The 17326-nt window shown below is 70.4% G+C and carries 18 protein-coding genes; 16 read left to right on the plus strand and 2 right to left on the minus strand.

Translation table 11 applies throughout. From position 1 onward, the window contains the following. Positions 1-80: 80 nt before the first annotated feature. Positions 81-1025, plus strand: a complete 945-nt coding sequence (locus OOZ19_RS21255) for an alpha/beta fold hydrolase (protein ID WP_266091901.1) — start codon at positions 81-83, stop codon at positions 1023-1025. A 149-nt stretch (positions 1026-1174) separates the two neighbouring features. Here OOZ19_RS21255 and OOZ19_RS21260 read toward each other — a convergent pair whose 3' ends face one another. Further along, positions 1175-2005 carry a helix-turn-helix transcriptional regulator gene (locus tag OOZ19_RS21260; RefSeq protein WP_266091902.1) on the minus strand — a complete coding sequence of 277 codons (831 nt, stop codon included), beginning with the start codon at positions 2003-2005 and terminating at the stop codon, positions 1175-1177. A gap of 114 nt (positions 2006-2119) precedes the next feature. Between OOZ19_RS21260 and OOZ19_RS21265 the strand changes: the two genes are divergently transcribed. Continuing rightward, the gene (locus OOZ19_RS21265; protein ID WP_266091903.1) at positions 2120-3184 is read left to right on the plus strand and encodes an aldo/keto reductase; all 1065 of its coding nucleotides are present in this window, start codon (positions 2120-2122) and stop codon (positions 3182-3184) included. 182 nt (positions 3185-3366) lie between these two features. Beyond that, positions 3367-3801 carry a VOC family protein gene (locus OOZ19_RS21270; RefSeq protein WP_266091904.1) on the plus strand — a complete coding sequence of 145 codons (435 nt, stop codon included), beginning with the start codon at positions 3367-3369 and terminating at the stop codon, positions 3799-3801. On the opposite strand, the gene OOZ19_RS21275 is transcribed toward OOZ19_RS21270, so the two are convergent. Next, positions 3802-4365 (minus strand): eCIS core domain-containing protein, encoded by a 564-nt coding sequence (locus tag OOZ19_RS21275; RefSeq protein ID WP_266091905.1) that lies wholly within the window; start codon positions 4363-4365, stop codon positions 3802-3804. It abuts the gene before it with no gap. Positions 4366-4599: 234 nt separating this feature from the next. Between OOZ19_RS21275 and OOZ19_RS21280 the strand changes: the two genes are divergently transcribed. The 13 genes from OOZ19_RS21280 (at position 4600) to OOZ19_RS21340 (ending at position 17299) form a co-directional block, all read left to right on the plus strand. Further along, complete coding sequence (locus tag OOZ19_RS21280; RefSeq protein WP_266091906.1) at positions 4600-6117, plus strand: phage tail sheath family protein; 1518 nt, start codon at positions 4600-4602, stop codon at positions 6115-6117. A 25-nt stretch (positions 6118-6142) separates the two neighbouring features. Next, positions 6143-6583 (plus strand): phage tail protein, encoded by a 441-nt coding sequence (locus OOZ19_RS21285; RefSeq protein ID WP_266091907.1) that lies wholly within the window; start codon positions 6143-6145, stop codon positions 6581-6583. Next, the gene (locus tag OOZ19_RS21290; RefSeq protein ID WP_266091908.1) at positions 6580-7047 is read left to right on the plus strand and encodes a hypothetical protein; all 468 of its coding nucleotides are present in this window, start codon (positions 6580-6582) and stop codon (positions 7045-7047) included. Before OOZ19_RS21285 ends, OOZ19_RS21290 begins: the two co-directional genes overlap by 4 nt. After that, positions 7044-7202 carry a DUF6760 family protein gene (locus OOZ19_RS21295; protein WP_323055165.1) on the plus strand — a complete coding sequence of 53 codons (159 nt, stop codon included), beginning with the start codon at positions 7044-7046 and terminating at the stop codon, positions 7200-7202. The genes OOZ19_RS21290 and OOZ19_RS21295 overlap by 4 nt, the downstream gene beginning before the upstream one ends. Positions 7203-7206: 4 nt before the next feature. Further along, positions 7207-9957, plus strand: coding sequence for a hypothetical protein (locus OOZ19_RS21300; RefSeq protein ID WP_266091909.1), 2751 nt, complete (start codon positions 7207-7209; stop codon positions 9955-9957). A gap of 15 nt (positions 9958-9972) precedes the next feature. Further along, positions 9973-10398 carry a phage tail protein gene (locus OOZ19_RS21305; RefSeq protein ID WP_266091910.1) on the plus strand — a complete coding sequence of 142 codons (426 nt, stop codon included), beginning with the start codon at positions 9973-9975 and terminating at the stop codon, positions 10396-10398. A gap of 13 nt (positions 10399-10411) precedes the next feature. After that, positions 10412-11131 (plus strand): CIS tube protein, encoded by a 720-nt coding sequence (locus OOZ19_RS21310; RefSeq protein ID WP_266091911.1) that lies wholly within the window; start codon positions 10412-10414, stop codon positions 11129-11131. Further along, positions 11131-12951 carry a VgrG-related protein gene (locus OOZ19_RS21315; RefSeq protein ID WP_266091912.1) on the plus strand — a complete coding sequence of 607 codons (1821 nt, stop codon included), beginning with the start codon at positions 11131-11133 and terminating at the stop codon, positions 12949-12951. The genes OOZ19_RS21310 and OOZ19_RS21315 overlap by 1 nt, the downstream gene beginning before the upstream one ends. Positions 12952-12983: 32 nt before the next feature. Then, positions 12984-13298, plus strand: coding sequence for a PAAR domain-containing protein (locus OOZ19_RS21320; protein WP_266091913.1), 315 nt, complete (start codon positions 12984-12986; stop codon positions 13296-13298). After that, a complete protein-coding gene (locus OOZ19_RS21325; protein ID WP_266091914.1) occupies positions 13295-13717 on the plus strand; it encodes a GPW/gp25 family protein in 423 nt (140 codons plus the stop codon). The genes OOZ19_RS21320 and OOZ19_RS21325 overlap by 4 nt, the downstream gene beginning before the upstream one ends. Beyond that, positions 13717-15681 (plus strand): putative baseplate assembly protein, encoded by a 1965-nt coding sequence (locus OOZ19_RS21330; RefSeq protein WP_266091915.1) that lies wholly within the window; start codon positions 13717-13719, stop codon positions 15679-15681. The genes OOZ19_RS21325 and OOZ19_RS21330 overlap by 1 nt, the downstream gene beginning before the upstream one ends. Next, positions 15678-16244 carry a phage tail protein gene (locus OOZ19_RS21335; RefSeq protein WP_266091916.1) on the plus strand — a complete coding sequence of 189 codons (567 nt, stop codon included), beginning with the start codon at positions 15678-15680 and terminating at the stop codon, positions 16242-16244. The genes OOZ19_RS21330 and OOZ19_RS21335 overlap by 4 nt, the downstream gene beginning before the upstream one ends. A 518-nt stretch (positions 16245-16762) precedes the next feature. Next, complete coding sequence (locus OOZ19_RS21340) at positions 16763-17299, plus strand: discoidin/SUN/FTP domain-containing protein (protein WP_266091917.1); 537 nt, start codon at positions 16763-16765, stop codon at positions 17297-17299. Positions 17300-17326 lie beyond the last annotated feature (27 nt).

The following is a 17326-nucleotide window of genomic DNA, read 5'->3' on the forward strand; positions in this document are numbered from 1 at the left end:
ACCTCGTTCTCGAGCCCAGCCGTCGTGCCCTGTCCATCTTATCTTGAACCAGACAGTTCAAGATGCGCTAGGCTTGGGACATGACTGACGCTGAAACCGCCGCGAACCGCGCTAGCGGCCAGAACTCGATCTCCGGGTTGCCGCTGCAGGACCTCGCGGGATTCACCCACCGCTGGGTCGACGCGGACGGCGTCCGGCTTCATGCCGTGGAAGGCGGTCGGCCGACCGGCCCCGCCGTCGTCCTGCTCGCCGGATTCCCGCAGACCTGGTGGGCTTGGCGCAAAGCGATGCCGGGCCTCGCCGAGCGATTCCGCGTGATCGCACTCGACCTGCCAGGACAAGGCCACTCCGACCGCCCTCACGACAGCTACGACACGCACACCGTCGCTTCGCGCGTCCAGACCGCGGTGACCGCGCTGGACGTGCCGAAGTGCTGGCTCGTCGCCCACGACATCGGGGCCTGGGTCGCGTTCTCGCTAGCCCTGAAGCACGAAGAGGGCCTGCACGGTGTCGCTCTGCTCGACGCCGGAATCCCCGGAATCACCCTCCCGGACGTCATCTCCACGGATCCCGACCAGGCCTGGAAGACCTGGCACTTCGCGTTCCACCTGGTGCCCGATCTTCCCGAGAAGCTGCTCACCGGGCGCGAGCGCGACTACGTCGACTGGTTCTTGAAGGCCAAAGCGCTGTCCCCGAACACGTTCGACGGCGCCGAGGTCGACCACTACGCCGCCGCCATCGCGGCCGAGGGTGGTCTCCGAGCGTCTCTCGCCTACTACCGCGATGCGGCGGAATCGGCGCGCAAGAATCATGACGCTCTTGCGCGGCAGCACTTGACCGTCCCGGTCCTGGGAATCTCCAGCTCCCATGGCTCGATCCCCGACATGGCCGCTTCCCTCAGCCCCTGGGCGGACAACGCGACAGGCGTCGTCATCCCGCACGCCGGACACTTCGTCCCCGACGAGCAGCCCGACGCAGTCGTGGACGCGTTGACCGCGTTCATCGATCACGAACGCGCGGAGTAGTTCGGCCCGCCCCCAGCACCCTCGCCGCGCGCTGCCGACGAACCGACGACGTTTCGGTTGGCGCGGGCCATCAGATGCGCGGAGCCGATCACGATCGAAGACCGGCACGACGACCAGCCCGGTGCGCGCTCGCGGCGTCGCGTCCCACGTCACCGCGTCCGCAGGCGTTCCAGGGCCGCTCGGCTGGGTTCATCGGCGCCTCGGCAGATCATCAGGCGCTGACCGGAGTCCTGCAGTGGCGCGAGCACTTCGAAGTGCACGTCGATCGCGCCGATCTCGGGGTGCCGCATCGCCTTGCTGCCGCGGCCGTTGAGCTTGACGTCCCGTTCTTCCCACAGCCGCGCGAATTCCTCGTCGTGCGCGATGGCTTCGGAGATGAGACCGGTCAACGCCGGGTCTTGCGGGTGGGCCGCCCACGCGGTGCGCAGGTGGGCGACGCCCTCGCGGAGGACGCGGTCGCGGTCGACGTAGAACTCGCGGATCTCCGGGTGCAGCAGGCACAGCCACATCGCGTTGCGCCGCGACGGCGGGAGCGCGTCGAAGCCCACCAGCAGCCTCGCCATCTCCTCGTTCCAGGCGAGGACGTCGAAGCGGTGGTTCATCAACATCGCAGGCAGCGGCGACAGGTCGGCGACCAGCCGCGCCAGCGGCGGCGCCGCGGCGGTGGCGGGCCCGTCGGCGTCGCGGGGACGCTGCCGGGTTAGGTCGAAGAGGTAGGCGCGTTCGTCGGCCCCCAGGCGCAACGCTCCCGCCAGCGCCTCCACCACGTCCGCCGACGGCCGCAGCCCGCGCGCCTGCTCCAGCCGCACGACGTAGTCGATGCTGATCCCGGCCAGCTCGGCGACCTCCTCGCGGCGCAGCCCCGGAGTCCGCCGGGATCGCCGACGCGGCAGGCCGAAATCGTCCGGGTCCAGGCGTTCGCGCCGGGTCCGCAGGAACGCGGCCAGTTCCTGCGTCGGATCCACCGTGGCGATCGTCATGTGCTGTTCAACAGCCGGGGTAGGACCGATGTTCCCAGGAAGTTCCTTCCCTTACCCGTCCTCCGCCATCGGCGGAGGCTCGGCTGCGAACGAGGACGAACGCAGGAGGACGCAGTGCAACTCACCCTGGACACCTACCGACTGCTGGGCCGCTCCGGGCTGCGGGTCTCACCGCTGGCGCTGGGCGCGGCGACCTTCGGCACCGAGTGGGGTTGGGGCGCCGAGCAGGAGGACGCCCGCAAGTTGTTCGACACCTACGTCGAGCGCGGCGGCAACTTCATCGACACCGCCAACACCTACACCGACGGCAGCTCCGAGCGACTGCTCGGCGAATTCACCCGCGCCGACCGCGAAGGCCTGGTGCTGGCGACGAAGTACACGACGCTGCGCCGCCCCGGCGACCCGAACTCCGGCGGTGCGAGCCGCAAGAGCCTGTTCGCGTCCGTGGAATCCAGCCTGCGGAAGCTGAACACCGACTACATCGATCTGCTCTACCTGCACGTGTGGGACTTCGCGACACCGGTCGAAGAGATCCTGCGCGGACTGGACGACCTGGTGCGCAGTGGGAAGGTGCTCTACGTGGCCATCTCCAACGCCCCGGCCTGGCAGGTGTCCCGGATGCAGGCCATCGCCGACCTGCGCGGCTGGTCCCCGCTGGTCGCGCTGGAGATCGAGTACAACCTGGTCGAACGCGGCGGCGAACGCGACCTGATCCCGATGGCGCGCGAGATGGGGTTGGGCGTGGTCCCGTATTCGCCGCTGGCCGGTGGCATCCTCACCGGCAAGTACACCCGCGAGGACCTCACCGGGGGCGGCACCGCGTCCGAAGGCAGCAACCGGAAGAACTTCAACCACGCCCTCGGCACGGTCACCGAACGCAACCTCGCCGTCGCCGAGACCGTGCGGGAGGTCGCCGCCGAACTCGGCCACACCCCCGCTCAGGTCGCGCTGGCCTGGACCCTGCACAACCCGGGCGTGACGGCACCGATCATCGGCGCCCGCACGCCCGTCCAACTGGAGGACAACCTCGGCGCCCTGGACGTCGACCTCACCGAATCCCAGCTGTCCCGCCTCGACTCGGCCGGCGCGATCGAACTCGGCCTGCCGCACGACATGTTGGCCAGCGACCACATCCGCAACGCGAGGGCAGGAGACCTCAAGCTCGAAGCACGGCGATGATCGAACCCCGAGGGGCGGCACCACCGCCCTCAGGACCACTCGAACCCGGCGTGCGCGCGCAAGGCCGACTTGGTGAACCGGGTGTTCGCGCAGCGGTGCGGCCGTCTTCGCCGTGCGGCTCGATCGGCTGATGGCGTCGGTGTTCGGCGCCGGACGACGGAGGTCGCCTCTACCGTCACCTCATGACGATTCTGCGGATGGACCACGTCGGGGTGAACGTCGAGGATCTCGACGCCGCCGTCGCGTTCTTCACCGAGCTCGGGATGGTGCAGGAGGACAGCGCTTCGATCGAAGGTCCGTGGGTGGACCGGGTCAACGGGATCGACGGCGTCCGGGTCGACATCGCGATGCTGCGGACTCCGGACGGGCACGGCCGGCTGGAGCTGACGAAGTTCCGCAGCCCGGCCGCGACCGGTGGCGGTGCGGAGCCGCCGAACACCCGAGGACTGCGCAGCATCATGTTCGCCGTGGACGACGTCGACGACACCGTCGTCCGGCTGCGCGACCACGGCGGCGAACTCGTCGGCGAGATCGCGCAGTACGAGGACGCCTACCGGCTCTGCTACGTCCGCGGCCCCGCGGGCATCATCGTGGCGCTGGCCGAACCGCTCGGCTGATCAGCCCTCCGACTCCTCCACGGGGCCGCGCATGACGCGGTGGGCGTTGTCCTCCGCCGCGCGTTCGAAGCTGTCCGAGGGGTCGGAGATCTTCAGGCCGTTGCCGTTGTCGGTACCCGCGACGGGGCCGGAGCGCTGCTGGATGACGTGGGTGAGCTCGTGGGCGAGGGTGTGCTTGTCGGAGGCACCGGAACCGAGCACGACGTTGTTGCCGGAGGTGTAGGCCCGCGCTCCGATCTCGGAGGCGGACCGCTGCGCGGTGGCGCCGGTGTGCAGCCGCACGTCGGAGAAGTTCTCCCCCAGGCGGGATTCCATCTCCTGGCGCACCGGCGCGTCCATCGGCTTCCCGGACGATTTCAACACGTCGTCGCCCGACCAGACCGGCTCGGGAGCGGGTTCCGGTGGCGCCATCCGCCGCTGGATCAGCTGGGCGACGGCGGCGTTGCCGAGGGTTCGCTGCAGGTGCAGCAGCTCCTCGGCGGCGCCGGAGTGCTCGGGTGCTCGGGTCGTGCGCTCGGGTTTCGCCGCGGACTTCGCCGTCTCGTGCTGTTCGCGCTCCCGCATGGTCCCTCCCCTGGCCCGGCAACGGCACCACTCCTACCGGACCCGCCCGCGCACCGGGAATGCCCGGAGGGGCAGAGGGAGGGGCAACTCGCCACCACCTGCCTGCCGAGGCAAGGCCGGGTTGCCCCGGAAGGCAGTCGTGCTGCCCTCGGCGCAGGCCGGGCGGACATGGCCGCGCGGGCCCGCGATCGCGAAAGCTCTGGGTGCACGAACGCCGCAGACGAAGGAGCGAACATGCCGTCGTACCTGTCCCCTGGCGTGTACGTGGAGGAAGTCCAGAGCGGGGCCAGGCCGATCGAAGGGGTCGGGACCGCGGTGGCCGCCTTCGTCGGCTTCGCGCCGCAGGGCCCGTTCCACGAGCCGACGCTGGTGACGAACTGGAACCAGTACGTGCAGAACTTCGGCGGGTTCGACGACGGCTACCTCGCGCACGCCGTGTACGGCTACTTCGCCAACGGCGGCGGCTCCGCCTACGTCGTGCGCATCGGCGGGCAGTCCGAGGCCGCGGCGCCCACTCGCCCGGCAGCCGCTCCGGTGGAGCTGGGCGGGCTGCGGATCCAGGCGCTGGCGGCGGCGGACGCCGACGTGACCGTGGAGGTCGCCGACGCGGACGGGGACACCCCGCCGGAGGACCGGTTCAAGCTGCTGGTGCACCAAGGCGGCAAGGTCGTGGAGACCTTCGACGTGTCCACCCGCAAGAACGTCAAGAGCTACGTGGTGACGCAGGTCCGGGACCGCTCCAAGCTCATCGAGGTCACCGAGCAGTCCGGCGGCACCCTCGCCCGCCCGGACAACCAGAGCGTCACCGTGCCCGCGACGCCGCCGAGCGCTCCCCCGGCGAAGCTGAGCGCCCAGGAGTACGTGGGCGACCTGGCCGCCCGCACCGGTTTCGGCGGGCTGGAGACCGTCGACGAGATCACCATCGTCGCCGTCCCGGACCTGATGAGCGCCCACCAGCGCGGCCTCATCGACGCCGAGGGCGTGAAGACGGTGCAGCTGGCCGCGATCTCGCACTGCGAGCAGCTCGGCGACCGGGTGGCGCTGCTGGACGCGCCTCCAGGGCTGAACGCGCAGCAAGTGCGGACTTGGCGGATGGACGAGGCGGGCTACGACTCGAACTACGCGACGCTCTACTACCCGTGGATCAAGGTGTTCGACCCGGCTTCGGGGCGCAACAAGCTGGTGCCGCCGAGCGGGCACGTCGCCGGGGTGTGGGCGCGCAGCGACACCGAACGCGGCGTGCACAAGGCGCCGGCGAACGAGGTGATCCGGGGCGCGGTGGACTTGGAGACGTCGCTGAGCAAGGGCGAGCAGGACCTGCTCAACCCGATCGGCGTGAACTGCGTGCGCGCCTTCGCGGGCCGCGGCATCCGGATCTGGGGTGCGCGCACCCTGTCCTCCGACCCGGCGTGGCGCTACCTGAACGTGCGGCGGCTGTTCAACTACCTGGAGGAGTCGATCCTGCTCGGCACCCAGTGGGTCGTGTTCGAGCCGAACGACGACCGGCTGTGGTCCAGCATCCGGCGCAACATCAGCGCGTTCCTCACGCAGACCTGGCGCGACGGCGCGCTGTTCGGCCGCACCCCTGCCGAGGCCTTCTACGTGAAGTGCGACCGGGACAACAACCCGCAGGAGTCCATCGACCTCGGCCAGGTCGTCTGCGAGATCGGGGTGGCACCTGTGAAGCCCGCCGAGTTCGTCATCTTCCGGCTGTCCCAGTTCTCCGACAGCTCCAGCTTGCTGAGCGAATGATCCCCGTCACGGAAGGTGTTGAGTCATGGCAGAAGGCGACAGTCTTTCCGTCCACCGGTTCGGTGTCCAGCTCGGCGGTGTCACCGTGGAGTCGGTCAAGGAGGTCAGCGGTCTGACCGTCGAGCAGGACGTGGTGGAGACCCAGCAGGTCACCGACACCGGCAAGATGATGAACAAGAAGCAGCCCGGCGGGCACAAGGGCGGCGAGGTGACGATCACCCGCGGCATGGACCAGAGCCCCGAGTTCACCACGTGGATCAACAAGACCTTGACCGATGGCGAGGTCGAGAGCGCCCGGGAGAACCTGACCATCGAGGTGATGGAGCCCAACGGGAGCGTCGTGCGGCGAATCCAGCTCTACGACGCGTGGGTCAGCAAGTGGGAAGGTCCCGGGCTGAACGCGGGCGAATCCAACGCGGCGACCGAGAAGGCCACGATCACGTTCGAGCGGATCGAGGTCGAATGAGGCGGCGGGTCAACTCGCTCGACGACCTGGACCAGCTCAGCGCCAAGAAGCCCGACACCGCCACTACGACCGCCGAACGTCCCGCCCCGCAGGCACCGCACAACGAGTTCGAGTTCGAGCTGCCGCGCGGCTACCTGCACACCGACGGCACGGTGCACCGGCACGGGCGGATGCGGCTGGCGACGGCGCGCGACGAACTGCGACCGCAGATCGACCTGCGCGTCAAGGAGAACCCGGCGTACCTGAGCGTGGTGCTGCTAAGCCAGGTCATCACCCGGATCGGCGCCATCACCGACGTGCACTCGGGCCTGGTGGAGAACATGTACGCCACCGACATCGCCTTCCTGCAGGACTTCTACCGCCGCATCAACAGCGAGGGCCACACCCGCGCCGAAGTCACCTGCCCGTCCTGCCAGACGGCCTTCGAGATCGACTTGGCGGGTGACGGCCTGGGGGAATGGTGACGTACGCGGCCGACAGGCTGCACGAAGAGGTCGCGTACATCGCCTACCACTTCCACTGGGCACGCGAGGAGATCCTCGATCTCGACCACCTGGAGCGCAGGCGCTGGGTGCGGGAGATCGCCCACATCAACACGCGGGTGAACGAGAGCAGGTGAGCAGGTGAGCCGCTGGAACCCGTTCCGCCGCTTCAGCCGACGCGGCGAGCGGCGGCACGACGCGCCCGAGGACCGGGCGGCCACCGCACCGGCGATGCCCCCGTGGGACGGCGGGTGGCGGCGCAGCGCTGCCCAGGACGGCGTGCTGGGGCGCGGTGGACTCGGCGTGATCCAGCCGGCGCGGTTCCGCTCGTCGGTGGTGTCGTTCCGGGATCACGGGGTGCTCGGCGGTGAGCTCGGGCACCGGTTGTCCGCCGACGCACCCGCCGGAACCATGCACGGGCTCGTCCGCCCGCCCACGGCCCCGGTGCAGCGCGCGGCCGTTCCGGGCGGTGCCGCGGTGACTCCGGCCGCGCCGGGCCCGAACGTCGACTCCACTGCGGACTTGCCGTTCGCGGCGGCCGACCCCGGCGCGGATTCCGCGGGTTTCGGGGAACTCGACGTGGCACCGGTGCAGCGTTCCGCGGTGCGGACTCGGCGGCTCGCACCACCGCTGACCCGAGCTCGGCCGGTCACCGGTCTCACCCCTCGCCGATTGCCCGCCGCCAGTACTTCCGGAACCGCGGCGCCCGCGCTCGTGCAGCGGACTCCGAGCGCCACCGCGCCACGCCGCGACGCCGCGGTGCCGACCGCACCGGAGCCGGACGACACCGGCATCGACCTCGCGGTCCAGCGACCGGCCTCTGCGGGAAACCAGGCCCGGCGACCGGCCTCTCCGAGCAGCGAGGTCCGGCCGACGTCGGACGCAGCGGAGAGCAGGCCCGCACTGGGTGATCCGATCCAGCGCCTCCCCTCCGGCGCAGTCCCGCTGCACCGCGACTCCGCGCCCGGTGAACCCCCGGTGGAGCCGACCTCACCGGTCACCGCGTCGGATCCGATGCCGCAGGTCGTCGCACCGGATCCGATGCCGCAAGCCACCTCCTCCGGATCCGCGCCGAGCACCGCCCCGCAACGACCCGCGTCCCGGCGGCGGCCGGCGGCGAACGTCCAACGGGCCACGCCGAGCGCGGGGAGCACGCAGGGGATCGGGGCACCGCTGGCGGAACTTCCGAAGTCGGCGACGCCACTCGGTCCCCATGCGCCGAACGGCCCGCGCACGGGCGCACCATCGAGCGCCGGCCCCGCGGCACCCGCCGATCCACCGGCGCACGACGGCGAGAAACCCGTCGTCCCGGCGGAACCGGCGTCGGCGAGCTCGTCCACGCCGGGTTCCGCGCCCCTGCTCGGCGCGACTCCGCAGGTGCAGCGCCTGCTGCGGGAGACCACCGCAACGACGGACGCCGCCGCGCGGCGCTCCGAGCAGGATCCGCCCGGCGTCGTCACGCCCGGCACCGGGGCCCCGGAGGTGCCGGCGCCCGGCACGACACCACCCGTCCAGCGGATCCGGCGGTCGCCGCACCCATCCGAAGACGCCGCACACCCGCAACCGATGACCTCAAGCGCCGCCGACGCAGGTGCCGTGCACCCCGAGGCGGCGACCACGGACTCCCCTGTCGTGCAACGGAGTTCCACCGCCGCCGACACCCCGCGGACGAGACCCGCGCAGCCGCTCGATCCACCGGTGCCGACCGAACCGGATACCAGCACGGCGGCGGTGCAGCGACTCGCCGAGCCCTCGCCGGGACGGGCCGCTCCCGCGAACTCCGCCGCAGGCGGAGACGTCCCACGGCCGCCGAGGAATCCCGTCGACGCCCGCTCCGGCCCAGCCGCGACCGACCGGCCTGGGCCGACCGCACCGCTCGTGGGCGACTCCCCCACCGTGCAGCGCCTCTCCGCGTCCGCGCGGAATCCGGTTCCACCGGCGACGAGTTCGACTGTGGAACCGACGGCCCTCACGACCTCTCGACCTCCGCATGATCCGGGGCGCGCAGACGACGGGCCGCCGGAGCCACCGACGACCTCTCCTGACGAGCAGGCCCCGATCCAACGCTCGGTCGTTCCCCTGGACGCCTCGTCGCCGAACGATCTCGTCGTCCCGCGGGCAGATCGCGCATCCGCGAACCAGGCGCCGAGCACTGGATCGTCGGATGCACCGTCGGCTCAGCGCGCCCTTCCCCTTCCCAGCACCGCGAGTCCGGACTCCGCGCCGCCACGTTCCCGGCCTCGGCGACCGGTCCAGCGCGTGCTGCCGCTGATCGCCACGCGCCCGCTGCCCGTTCGCACGCACCACGCGCAGACCGGGTCGCGCACCCCGCCGAACCGCTCCGAGGACGCACCGGCGGTGGCGCCGCTGCGGTGGGGGCGCCCGGACGAGCGCGCACCATCCCCGTCCGCCCCGCCGAGAATCGCGAATCCTCCGCCGGTGCAACGCTCTCCCGCAGCGCCGCGCGGCGCTGCGGTCGGCGAAGGGCCGCCACGCGCCGGGAAACCCGTCGCGCCGACGCTCGCGGCTCCCACGGTTCTCTCCGCAGTGGACGCTCCTGCGACTCCGGAGTCGTCCCCGCCGCTCGCCGTTCAGCGCCGTTCAACGCCGCCCGCGCAAGAGCGGGAAGCCCCGCCCGCGCCAACACCGTCCACCAGCACCACCGAAGCGACACCACCGATCCCCGGCGTTCCGCCCGGCGTCCCGGTCACCGTCGTACCGACGGAGCACGAGCCCGCCACCGACGACACCCAGGCCGCATCCAACGACACCGGAGGCGACGACGTCGACGAACTCGCCCGTCGCCTGGTCGAGCCGGTCGGCAGGCTGCTGCGCACCGAACTCCGCCACGGCCGGGAGCGGTTCGGCCGCACCTACGACCGCAGGCGCTGACAAGGAGAACCAACGATGTCCGAAGACATCTTCGCCAGCAGCGTGTTCTTCCGGCTGGCCATCGGCGGCAACGACCTCGGCCGCTTCCACACCTGCTCCGGGCTCGGCGCGCAGGTCGAGGTGGAGCAGTTCGCCGAAGGCGGCAACAACTCCTTCTCCTGGCAACTGCCCACCCGCATCACCTGGACCAACATCACGCTGACCCGCCCGGTCACCAAGGACACCACCAAGATCTCGAAGTGGCTCTCGGACACGATGCGCCGCGCCGAACGCAAGAACGGCGAGATCGTCGCGCTGAAGCCGAACCTGAAGCCCATCGCCCGCTGGCAGGTGATCGGCATCGTGCCCGTCAGCTGGCAAGGCCCGTCGTTCGACCCGTCCAGCTCCCAAGCCGCGGTGGAAACCCTCGAAATCGCCCACGAAGGTCTGCAACCATCCTGAGAGGAGGGGCCGGATGGCCGCCACATCGGGCAAGAACCTCGCCCGCGCCGAAATCCTGATCATGGAACCGCCCGCCAAGGTCGGGGCGAAACCCGGCGCGACGATCAAACGCGTCAAGTTCCAGTTCAACCCGAACAAGCTCGCGCTGACCAAGAGCACCGAGTGGCGGCGCAAACCGGCCCGGATGGCCAGCGAATCGGCGCTGCCCGAGTTCGTCGGCAGCGGACCGCGCTCCCTGCAGCTGGAAGTGTTCCTGGACGCCACCGCCAAGCACGACAACTCGGTGGAGAAGAAGGTCGAAGACCTCATGACGGCCTGCGTGCCCACGCCGAAGAGCCTCGCGGCCAAGACGCCCGCCAGCCCGTGGATCCGGTTCGAATGGGGCACCGCCCGGACCACCTCCTTCGACGGAGTGCTCTCCAGCTTCTCGGTGGACTACTCGCTGTTCGACGTGGACGGCAAGCCGCTGCGCGCCACCTGCTCGCTGGGCATCGAGGAAGCCAGCGTCGACACACCCGGCCAGAACCCCACCTCCGGCGCCGAGAACTCCCGCCGCACCCACCGCGTCGTCGCGGGCGACAGCCTGCCGCAGCTCGCGTGGCGGGAATACGGCGACGCCACCGCGTGGCGGATCGTGGCCGCCGCCAACGAGATCGACGACCCGATGATCCTGGTGCCCGGCAGCGAACTGCTCGTGCCGGCACTCGACGAAGCCGAACAGGACGGTGCGTGATGGGCGCAGCGGCAGAACAGGACGGCCGGTCGTTCGCCGCCGACCCGATCGTCAAAACCCCCGGCAAGCTACCAGATGTTTGGCAGGACCAGCTCAGCTCCTGCGTCGTCGACGAGAACGTGGGACTGCCCGACACGGCGACGGTGACCTTCCGCGACCCCAACCACGAACTGCTCACCGCCACCGGCATCAGCATCGGCTCGCCGCTGACGGTGTCGATGGCGACCGCGGGCGCCAAGACCCCGGAGAAGCTGTTCGCCGGTGAGGTCACAGCGCTGGAACTGGACTCCGACAGCACGGGCTCGTTCACCGTGGTGCGGGCCACGAACAAGGCGCACCGGTTGCAGCGCGGCCGGAAAGTGACGGCATTCAAGAACATGAACGCCGACGCGATCGTGCGCAAGGTCGCCAAAGGCGCGGGGCTCAAACCCGGCAAGATCCAAGCCAAGAAGATCACCTACACGCAGCTGGCCCAGCCCAACATCTCGGACTGGGAATTCCTGCAGAACCTGGCCGAAGAACACGGCGTCACCGTGCGGGTCGACGAACTCGGCAAGCTCGACTTCGCCCCGCTCACCCCTGCCTCCTCCGCACCGGCCCCGACGACGTCGGCGGCGAAGAGCCCGTTCGTGCTGGAGTACGGCCGCAACCTGATGGCGTTGCGCGCGGTGCTCACCTCCTCCGACCAGGTCCACAAGGTCCAAGTCCGCGGGTGGGACGTGAAGACCAAGAAACCCGTGATCGCCGACAAATCCATCACCCGCAGCAAGACCATCGTCCCTGGACTCACCCCGGCGCAGGCGACCGCCAAGTTCGGCAAGAACAACAGCATGGTCGTCACCGACACGCCCTACGGCACGCAGGCGGAGGCCAACGCCGTCGCGGACTCGCTCGCCACATCGCTGAGCGCCGGACTCGGCGAGATCGAAGCCGTCGTCGAAGGCGATCCCAAGCTGCGCGCCGGAGTTCCGGTGGCCCTCGGCAACGCGGGGGCGAAGTTCTCCGGCAAGTACACCGCGACCGCCGTGCACCACGTCATCGAACCGGGCCAGGGCTACCGCACGACCGTGCTGGTCAGCACGACCCCGGACCGGTCACTGGCCGGGCTCGCCGCCGGCGCCAACCCACCCGACCACGGCCCGCGCATCCCCGGCGTGGCCAACGCGATCGTCACCGACATCAAGGAGCCCGCCAACGGCCAACGGGGCTGGGTGAAGCTCACGTTCCCCTGGCTCGACGCCAAGTACGTGTCCGACTGGGCGCGCACCGTGCAGCTCGGCGGACAAGGCGGCGGCGTGATCAGCCCGGACGTCGGTGACGAAGTGCTCGTCGGCTTCGAGCAGGGCCTGCTGGACCGGCCGTACGTGCTCGGCGGGCTCTACAACGGCAAGGACAAACCGTCCGAGCACAAGACGAAACTGCTCGAAGGCAGCAAGGTCGGACGCCGCTCGCTGGTCTCCCGCACGGGACACCGGCTCGAACTGCTCGACGCCAAGAAGGGACCGCCGGGCGTGCGCATCGCCAGCGGCAACGACCGGCTCGAAATCCGGCTCGACGAGAAGAAGAACTCGATCGAGATCGCCGTCAAGGACCGCACCGGCCGGCGAGCGCTCAGCTCCATGACGCTGGACTCGCGCGGCATCACCCTCGACGCGACCACCGGCGACATCAACCTCAAGGGCAAGAACATCTCCGTCGACGCCACGCTCAACGCCGCGATCAACGCCAATACCAAGGCCTCGCTCTCCGGCAAGGTCGCCGCCGACGTCGACGGCGGCGCCACCGCCAGCCTCCGCGCCCCCATCGTCCGGATCAACTGACCTGTTCTTCCCGCAGCACAAGGAGTTCCGCGATGCCCCCAGCCGCCCGCCTCGGCGACCCCACCAATCACGGGGGCACCGTGGGCCCACCACCACCGCCCGCGGCGGTCCGGGTCGCCACCGTGCTCATCGGCGGCAAACCCGCCGCGGTCACCGGCAGCCAGGTCATCTGCCCCAACCCCCCGCACGCCCTGCTCGGACCGGCCAACGTGCTGATCCCCAGCCCGCCGCGCGGTGGAATCGTGCTCATCGGCAACCTGCCTGCGGCGAAGATGCTGGACAAGAGCAGTTGCGGCGCGCAGGTCATCATCGGCGCCCCCAACGTCCTGATCGGAGGTCCGATGTGAGCGAACGGTTCATCGGCCGCGGCTGGGGATTCCCGCTGCGCGTCAGCGCCACCGGCGGCATCGGCCTCGTCGAACGGGAGCAGGAGATCGAAGAGGCCATCCGGCTCGTGCTCGGTACCGCACCCGGCGAACGCCCCATGCGCCCCGAATTCGGCTGCGGCGTGCACGACTACGTGTTCGCCCCCGCCGACGGCGCCACCGCCGGGCGCATCGCCTACGAAGTGCGCAGCGCGCTGCATCGCTGGGAACCGCGGATCGAAGTCACCGACGTGGTGGTCGCGGCCGACGACGACGAGGAAGGCGTGCTCTACATCGACGTGCACTACACGCTGCGCTCCACCAACGACCGCCGCAACCTCGTGTTCCCCTTCTACACCATCCCGGACGCGGGCGAATCCGAGACGGGAGGCGCGGCCTGATGGCGATCCCCTCCCCCAACCTCGACGATCGCCGATTCCAGGAACTCGTCGACGAAGCCAAGCGCTACGTGCAGCAACGCGCCCCGGAATGGACCGACCACAACGTCTCCGATCCCGGTGTCACGCTCATCGAGACCTTCGCGCACATGGTGGATCAGCTGATCTACCGGCTCAACCGCGTCCCGGAGAAGAACTACCTCGCGTTCCTCGACCTGATGGGCGTGCGGCTGTTCCCACCGGCCGCCGCGCGCGGTGACGTCACGTTCTGGCTTTCCGCCGCGCAGCAGGAAACCGTGCTGTTGGACCGCGGCACCGAAGTCGCCACCGCGCACTCCGAACTCGAACAGGACGTCGTGTTCGCCACCGTGGACGACCTGCCGATCGTCCCGTGCGAACTGCGCACCCTGGTGACGATCTCAGCGGCGGGCGCCATCGAGGACCGCACCGGCGACCTCGGCGCGGAGCGGGACGTGCCCTGCTTCCAGGCCGAACCCGCCCCCGGTGACGCCATGCTGTTCGGGCTCAGCAACGCCGTGCCCCGCTGCGTGATCGCCGTGCAGCTCGACAGCCAAGTCGAAGGGATCGGCGTCGATCCGCGCCAGCCACCGCTGGTCTGGGAAGCCTGGGACGGAACCGGCTGGGCCGAGTGCGAAACCTTCGACGACTCCACCGGCGGGCTCAACAAGCCCGGCGAAGTCGTCCTACAGGTCGGCCCCGGTCACGCGCCGTCCGCCGTCGCCGGAGTGCGCGCGGGCTGGCTGCGCTGCCGCGTCGTGGAACCCGAAGCGGGCCAACCGTTCTACTCCGAATCCCCCACCGTCCGCGTCGCCGAGGTCGCCACCGTCGGCGGCACCACCACCGTCGAACACGCCGAAACCCACACCGAGGTGCTGCTGGGCGAATCAGCCGGCGTGCCGGGGCAGCGATTCACCCTCGAAGAGGCCCCGGTGCTCACCGACGGCGAACCGGTCGTGGTGCAGGTGTCCGACGGTGAAGGCTGGGAGGACTGGACCGTCGTGGACCACTTCGGCCGCTCCGGGCACGCCGACCGGCACGTCACGCTCGACGCGGCGACCGGCCAGTTCAGCTTTCCGCCCGCCGTGCGCGTTCCCGACGGCAGCCTGCGGAACTGGGGCGCGGTGCCCGCCAAAGGCGCGCAGATCCGCGTCGCGCGCTACCGCACCGGCGGCGGGCGAGCGGGCAACGTGGCGCGCGGTGCGATCTCCGTGCTGCGCAGCTCGGTGCCCTACATCTCCGACGTGGAGAACCGCGAAGCCGCCATCGGCGGCATCGACGGCGAAACCGTGTCCGAGGCGAAAGTGCGTGCGCCGCAACAACTCCAACTCCAGGAACGCGCCGTCACCGCGGCCGACCACGAGCAGATCGCCCGCCAAGCGGCACCCGCGGCGGCCCGAATCCGGTGCCTGCCCGCGGGCAGCGACCACGAACCCGGTGCCGCTCGGGTGCTCGTCGTGCCCGACGCCGTCCCCGACACCGGTGATCGCATCCGCTTCGAGCAGCTCATCCCCTCCGAACAACTGCTGTCCACGGTCGCCGCCCGGCTCAACGAACGGCGGCTGCTCGGTGCCCGGCTCATCGTGGAACCGCCGTTCTACCAAGGGATCACCGTCGTGGCCCGGATGCGCGCCACCGGCGACGACGTGAACCGGATCAACAACGACGCCCTCGACGCGCTCTACCGCTACATCAACCCGTTGCACGGCGGCGTCGACGAAACCGGCTGGCCCTTCGGGCATCCCGTGCAGTCCGGGGAGATCTTCGCCGTGCTCCAGCGCGTCGCGGGCGTCGGCCTGGTCGAGGAAGTGCGGCTGTTCCCGGCCGACCCGATCACCGGCAGGCGCGGCAGCCCGGCCGACCGCATCGACCTCGCGCGGCACGCGCTGGTCTTCTCGCACCAGCACCAGGTCGTGGTCAACCCGCCGGACGGTGCGGAGCCGAGATGACCCGACAGGCAGTGCCCGGTCTACCCAGCCGCTACCCGCTCGGGGAGCAGCTGCCCGGACTGTACGCGGGCGACGACCTCGCCCAGCGGTTCACCGCCGGTCTGGACACCGTGCTCGCACCCATCTTGTCCACATTGGACAACCTGGCGTACTACTTCGACCCCCGGGTGGCACCGGAGGACTTCGTCGCCTGGATCGCCGGCTGGGTGGCGATGGAACTGGATCCCGGTTGGCCCCCGGAACTGCGGCGCGCCGTCGTGATCCGCGCCGTCGAACTGCACCGCTGGCGCGGCACCGCGCGCGGACTCGTCGACCGGCTCTGGCTCTGCCTCGGCGTGCACGCCCGCGTGCTCGACGGTCCCGGCGCGGCCTGGTCCACCCGGCCCGCCACCCCGCTACCCGGCGCGCCCACGACCGAAGCACGGGTGCAGGTGTGGGCCGGTCGCTCGGCGGTGGACCGCGACCAGGTCGTCGCGCTGGTCAACTCGAGCTGCCCGGTGCACCTGACGTGCACCGTCGAGGTCATGCCCGAGCCACCTCAGCAAGAACGGAGGCGATCATGATGCGTCCCTGCCCGACCTGCGGTGCGCACACAGCCGAAACCGACGACTTCTGCGGCAACTGCGGCTCCTACCTCGGCTGGGACGCCACCGTGAAGAAACCGGCGCCACCACCACCTTCCCGGCCCGCCGCTCCGCAACCACCACCTGGGCAGGCCCCCGCTCCGCCACCGCCTGGTCCGCGTCCCGCCCCGGGATCGCCACCTGGTCCGCGTCCCGCTGCGGGCCCGCCCCGACCCGAGGCGCCACCAGGGCGCCACGCTCGTCCCGATACCGGCCCCGCCCCGGAAGCCGAAGAACCCGTCGCCGTCCAGCCCGCGAAACCCGTGGCGCCCCGACCCGAATCGAACACCGTCGTCCCCAGCAACCCCCAGGACGGCCCGCCGTGCCGCTCCTGCGGCACTCCCAACCCACCGGACCGGCGCTTCTGCGTGCGCTGCGCGACGCAGCTGATCGAACCGGAGCCCGAGCCGACGCGCTGGCTGCGCAAGAAGCGATCCGACGGCAACGGTCTCGGCTGGTTGTGGCGGCGGCTGACGATCCTCAGCGTGGTCCTCGCACTCGTGATCGGCGCCGTCCTGCTCTTCCCGTTCGGCCAATGGCTGGTGCAGGACGTCCTCGACAAGACCATGGCGCCCTCGAACCTCCAACCGACGAAGATCACTGCGAGCAGCGAGATCGCCGGCCATCCCGCGACCGCGGCGGTCGACGAGTTCACCAACCAGGGGTGGGGAACCACCGACGTCGGCGAATGGATCGAGTTCGAGTTCGATCCGCCATTCCGGCTGTTGAACGTGCTCGTCACGACGGGGCCGCCGGGAAACGCGTTCCAAGCCCAAGCCCGTCCCACCCGGGTGGAGGCCATCATCACCGACTCGAACGGACGCGTCCACCCCCAGCCCACCTGGATACTCGGCTCAGCCCACGAAGCGAAGCAGTTCCCCATCCAGATCAGCAACGTGCGGCAAATCCGGCTCGTGGTCCACGAGACGACCGGCGTCACCCGCGGCAAGCACATCGAACTGGGCGAGGTCGAGTTCCAGAAACGAGGAAGCTGACACCACGCGGGTACCCGGCTTGCTCAC

This window comes from Saccharopolyspora sp. NFXS83 (assembly GCF_026241095.1).
Taxonomy (GTDB): domain Bacteria; phylum Actinomycetota; class Actinomycetes; order Mycobacteriales; family Pseudonocardiaceae; genus Saccharopolyspora_C.

Bases quoted from the DNA above. Each gene is read 5' to 3' on its own strand.
- OOZ19_RS21315 (WP_266091912.1), top strand. From the start codon at position 11,131: ATGGGCGCAGCGGCAGAACAGGACGGCCGGTCGTTCGCCGCCGACCCG.
- OOZ19_RS21335 (WP_266091916.1), top strand. From the start codon at position 15,678: ATGACCCGACAGGCAGTGCCCGGTCTACCCAGCCGCTACCCGCTCGGG.
- OOZ19_RS21280 (WP_266091906.1), top strand. From the start codon at position 4,600: ATGCCGTCGTACCTGTCCCCTGGCGTGTACGTGGAGGAAGTCCAGAGC.
- OOZ19_RS21275 (WP_266091905.1), bottom strand. From the start codon at position 4,365: ATGCGGGAGCGCGAACAGCACGAGACGGCGAAGTCCGCGGCGAAACCC.
- OOZ19_RS21255 (WP_266091901.1), top strand. From the start codon at position 81: ATGACTGACGCTGAAACCGCCGCGAACCGCGCTAGCGGCCAGAACTCG.
- OOZ19_RS21260 (WP_266091902.1), bottom strand. From the start codon at position 2,005: ATGACGATCGCCACGGTGGATCCGACGCAGGAACTGGCCGCGTTCCTG.
- OOZ19_RS21310 (WP_266091911.1), top strand. From the start codon at position 10,412: ATGGCCGCCACATCGGGCAAGAACCTCGCCCGCGCCGAAATCCTGATC.
- OOZ19_RS21305 (WP_266091910.1), top strand. From the start codon at position 9,973: ATGTCCGAAGACATCTTCGCCAGCAGCGTGTTCTTCCGGCTGGCCATC.
- OOZ19_RS21285 (WP_266091907.1), top strand. From the start codon at position 6,143: ATGGCAGAAGGCGACAGTCTTTCCGTCCACCGGTTCGGTGTCCAGCTC.
- OOZ19_RS21330 (WP_266091915.1), top strand. From the start codon at position 13,717: ATGGCGATCCCCTCCCCCAACCTCGACGATCGCCGATTCCAGGAACTC.
- OOZ19_RS21270 (WP_266091904.1), top strand. From the start codon at position 3,367: ATGACGATTCTGCGGATGGACCACGTCGGGGTGAACGTCGAGGATCTC.
- OOZ19_RS21290 (WP_266091908.1), top strand. From the start codon at position 6,580: ATGAGGCGGCGGGTCAACTCGCTCGACGACCTGGACCAGCTCAGCGCC.
- OOZ19_RS21320 (WP_266091913.1), top strand. From the start codon at position 12,984: ATGCCCCCAGCCGCCCGCCTCGGCGACCCCACCAATCACGGGGGCACC.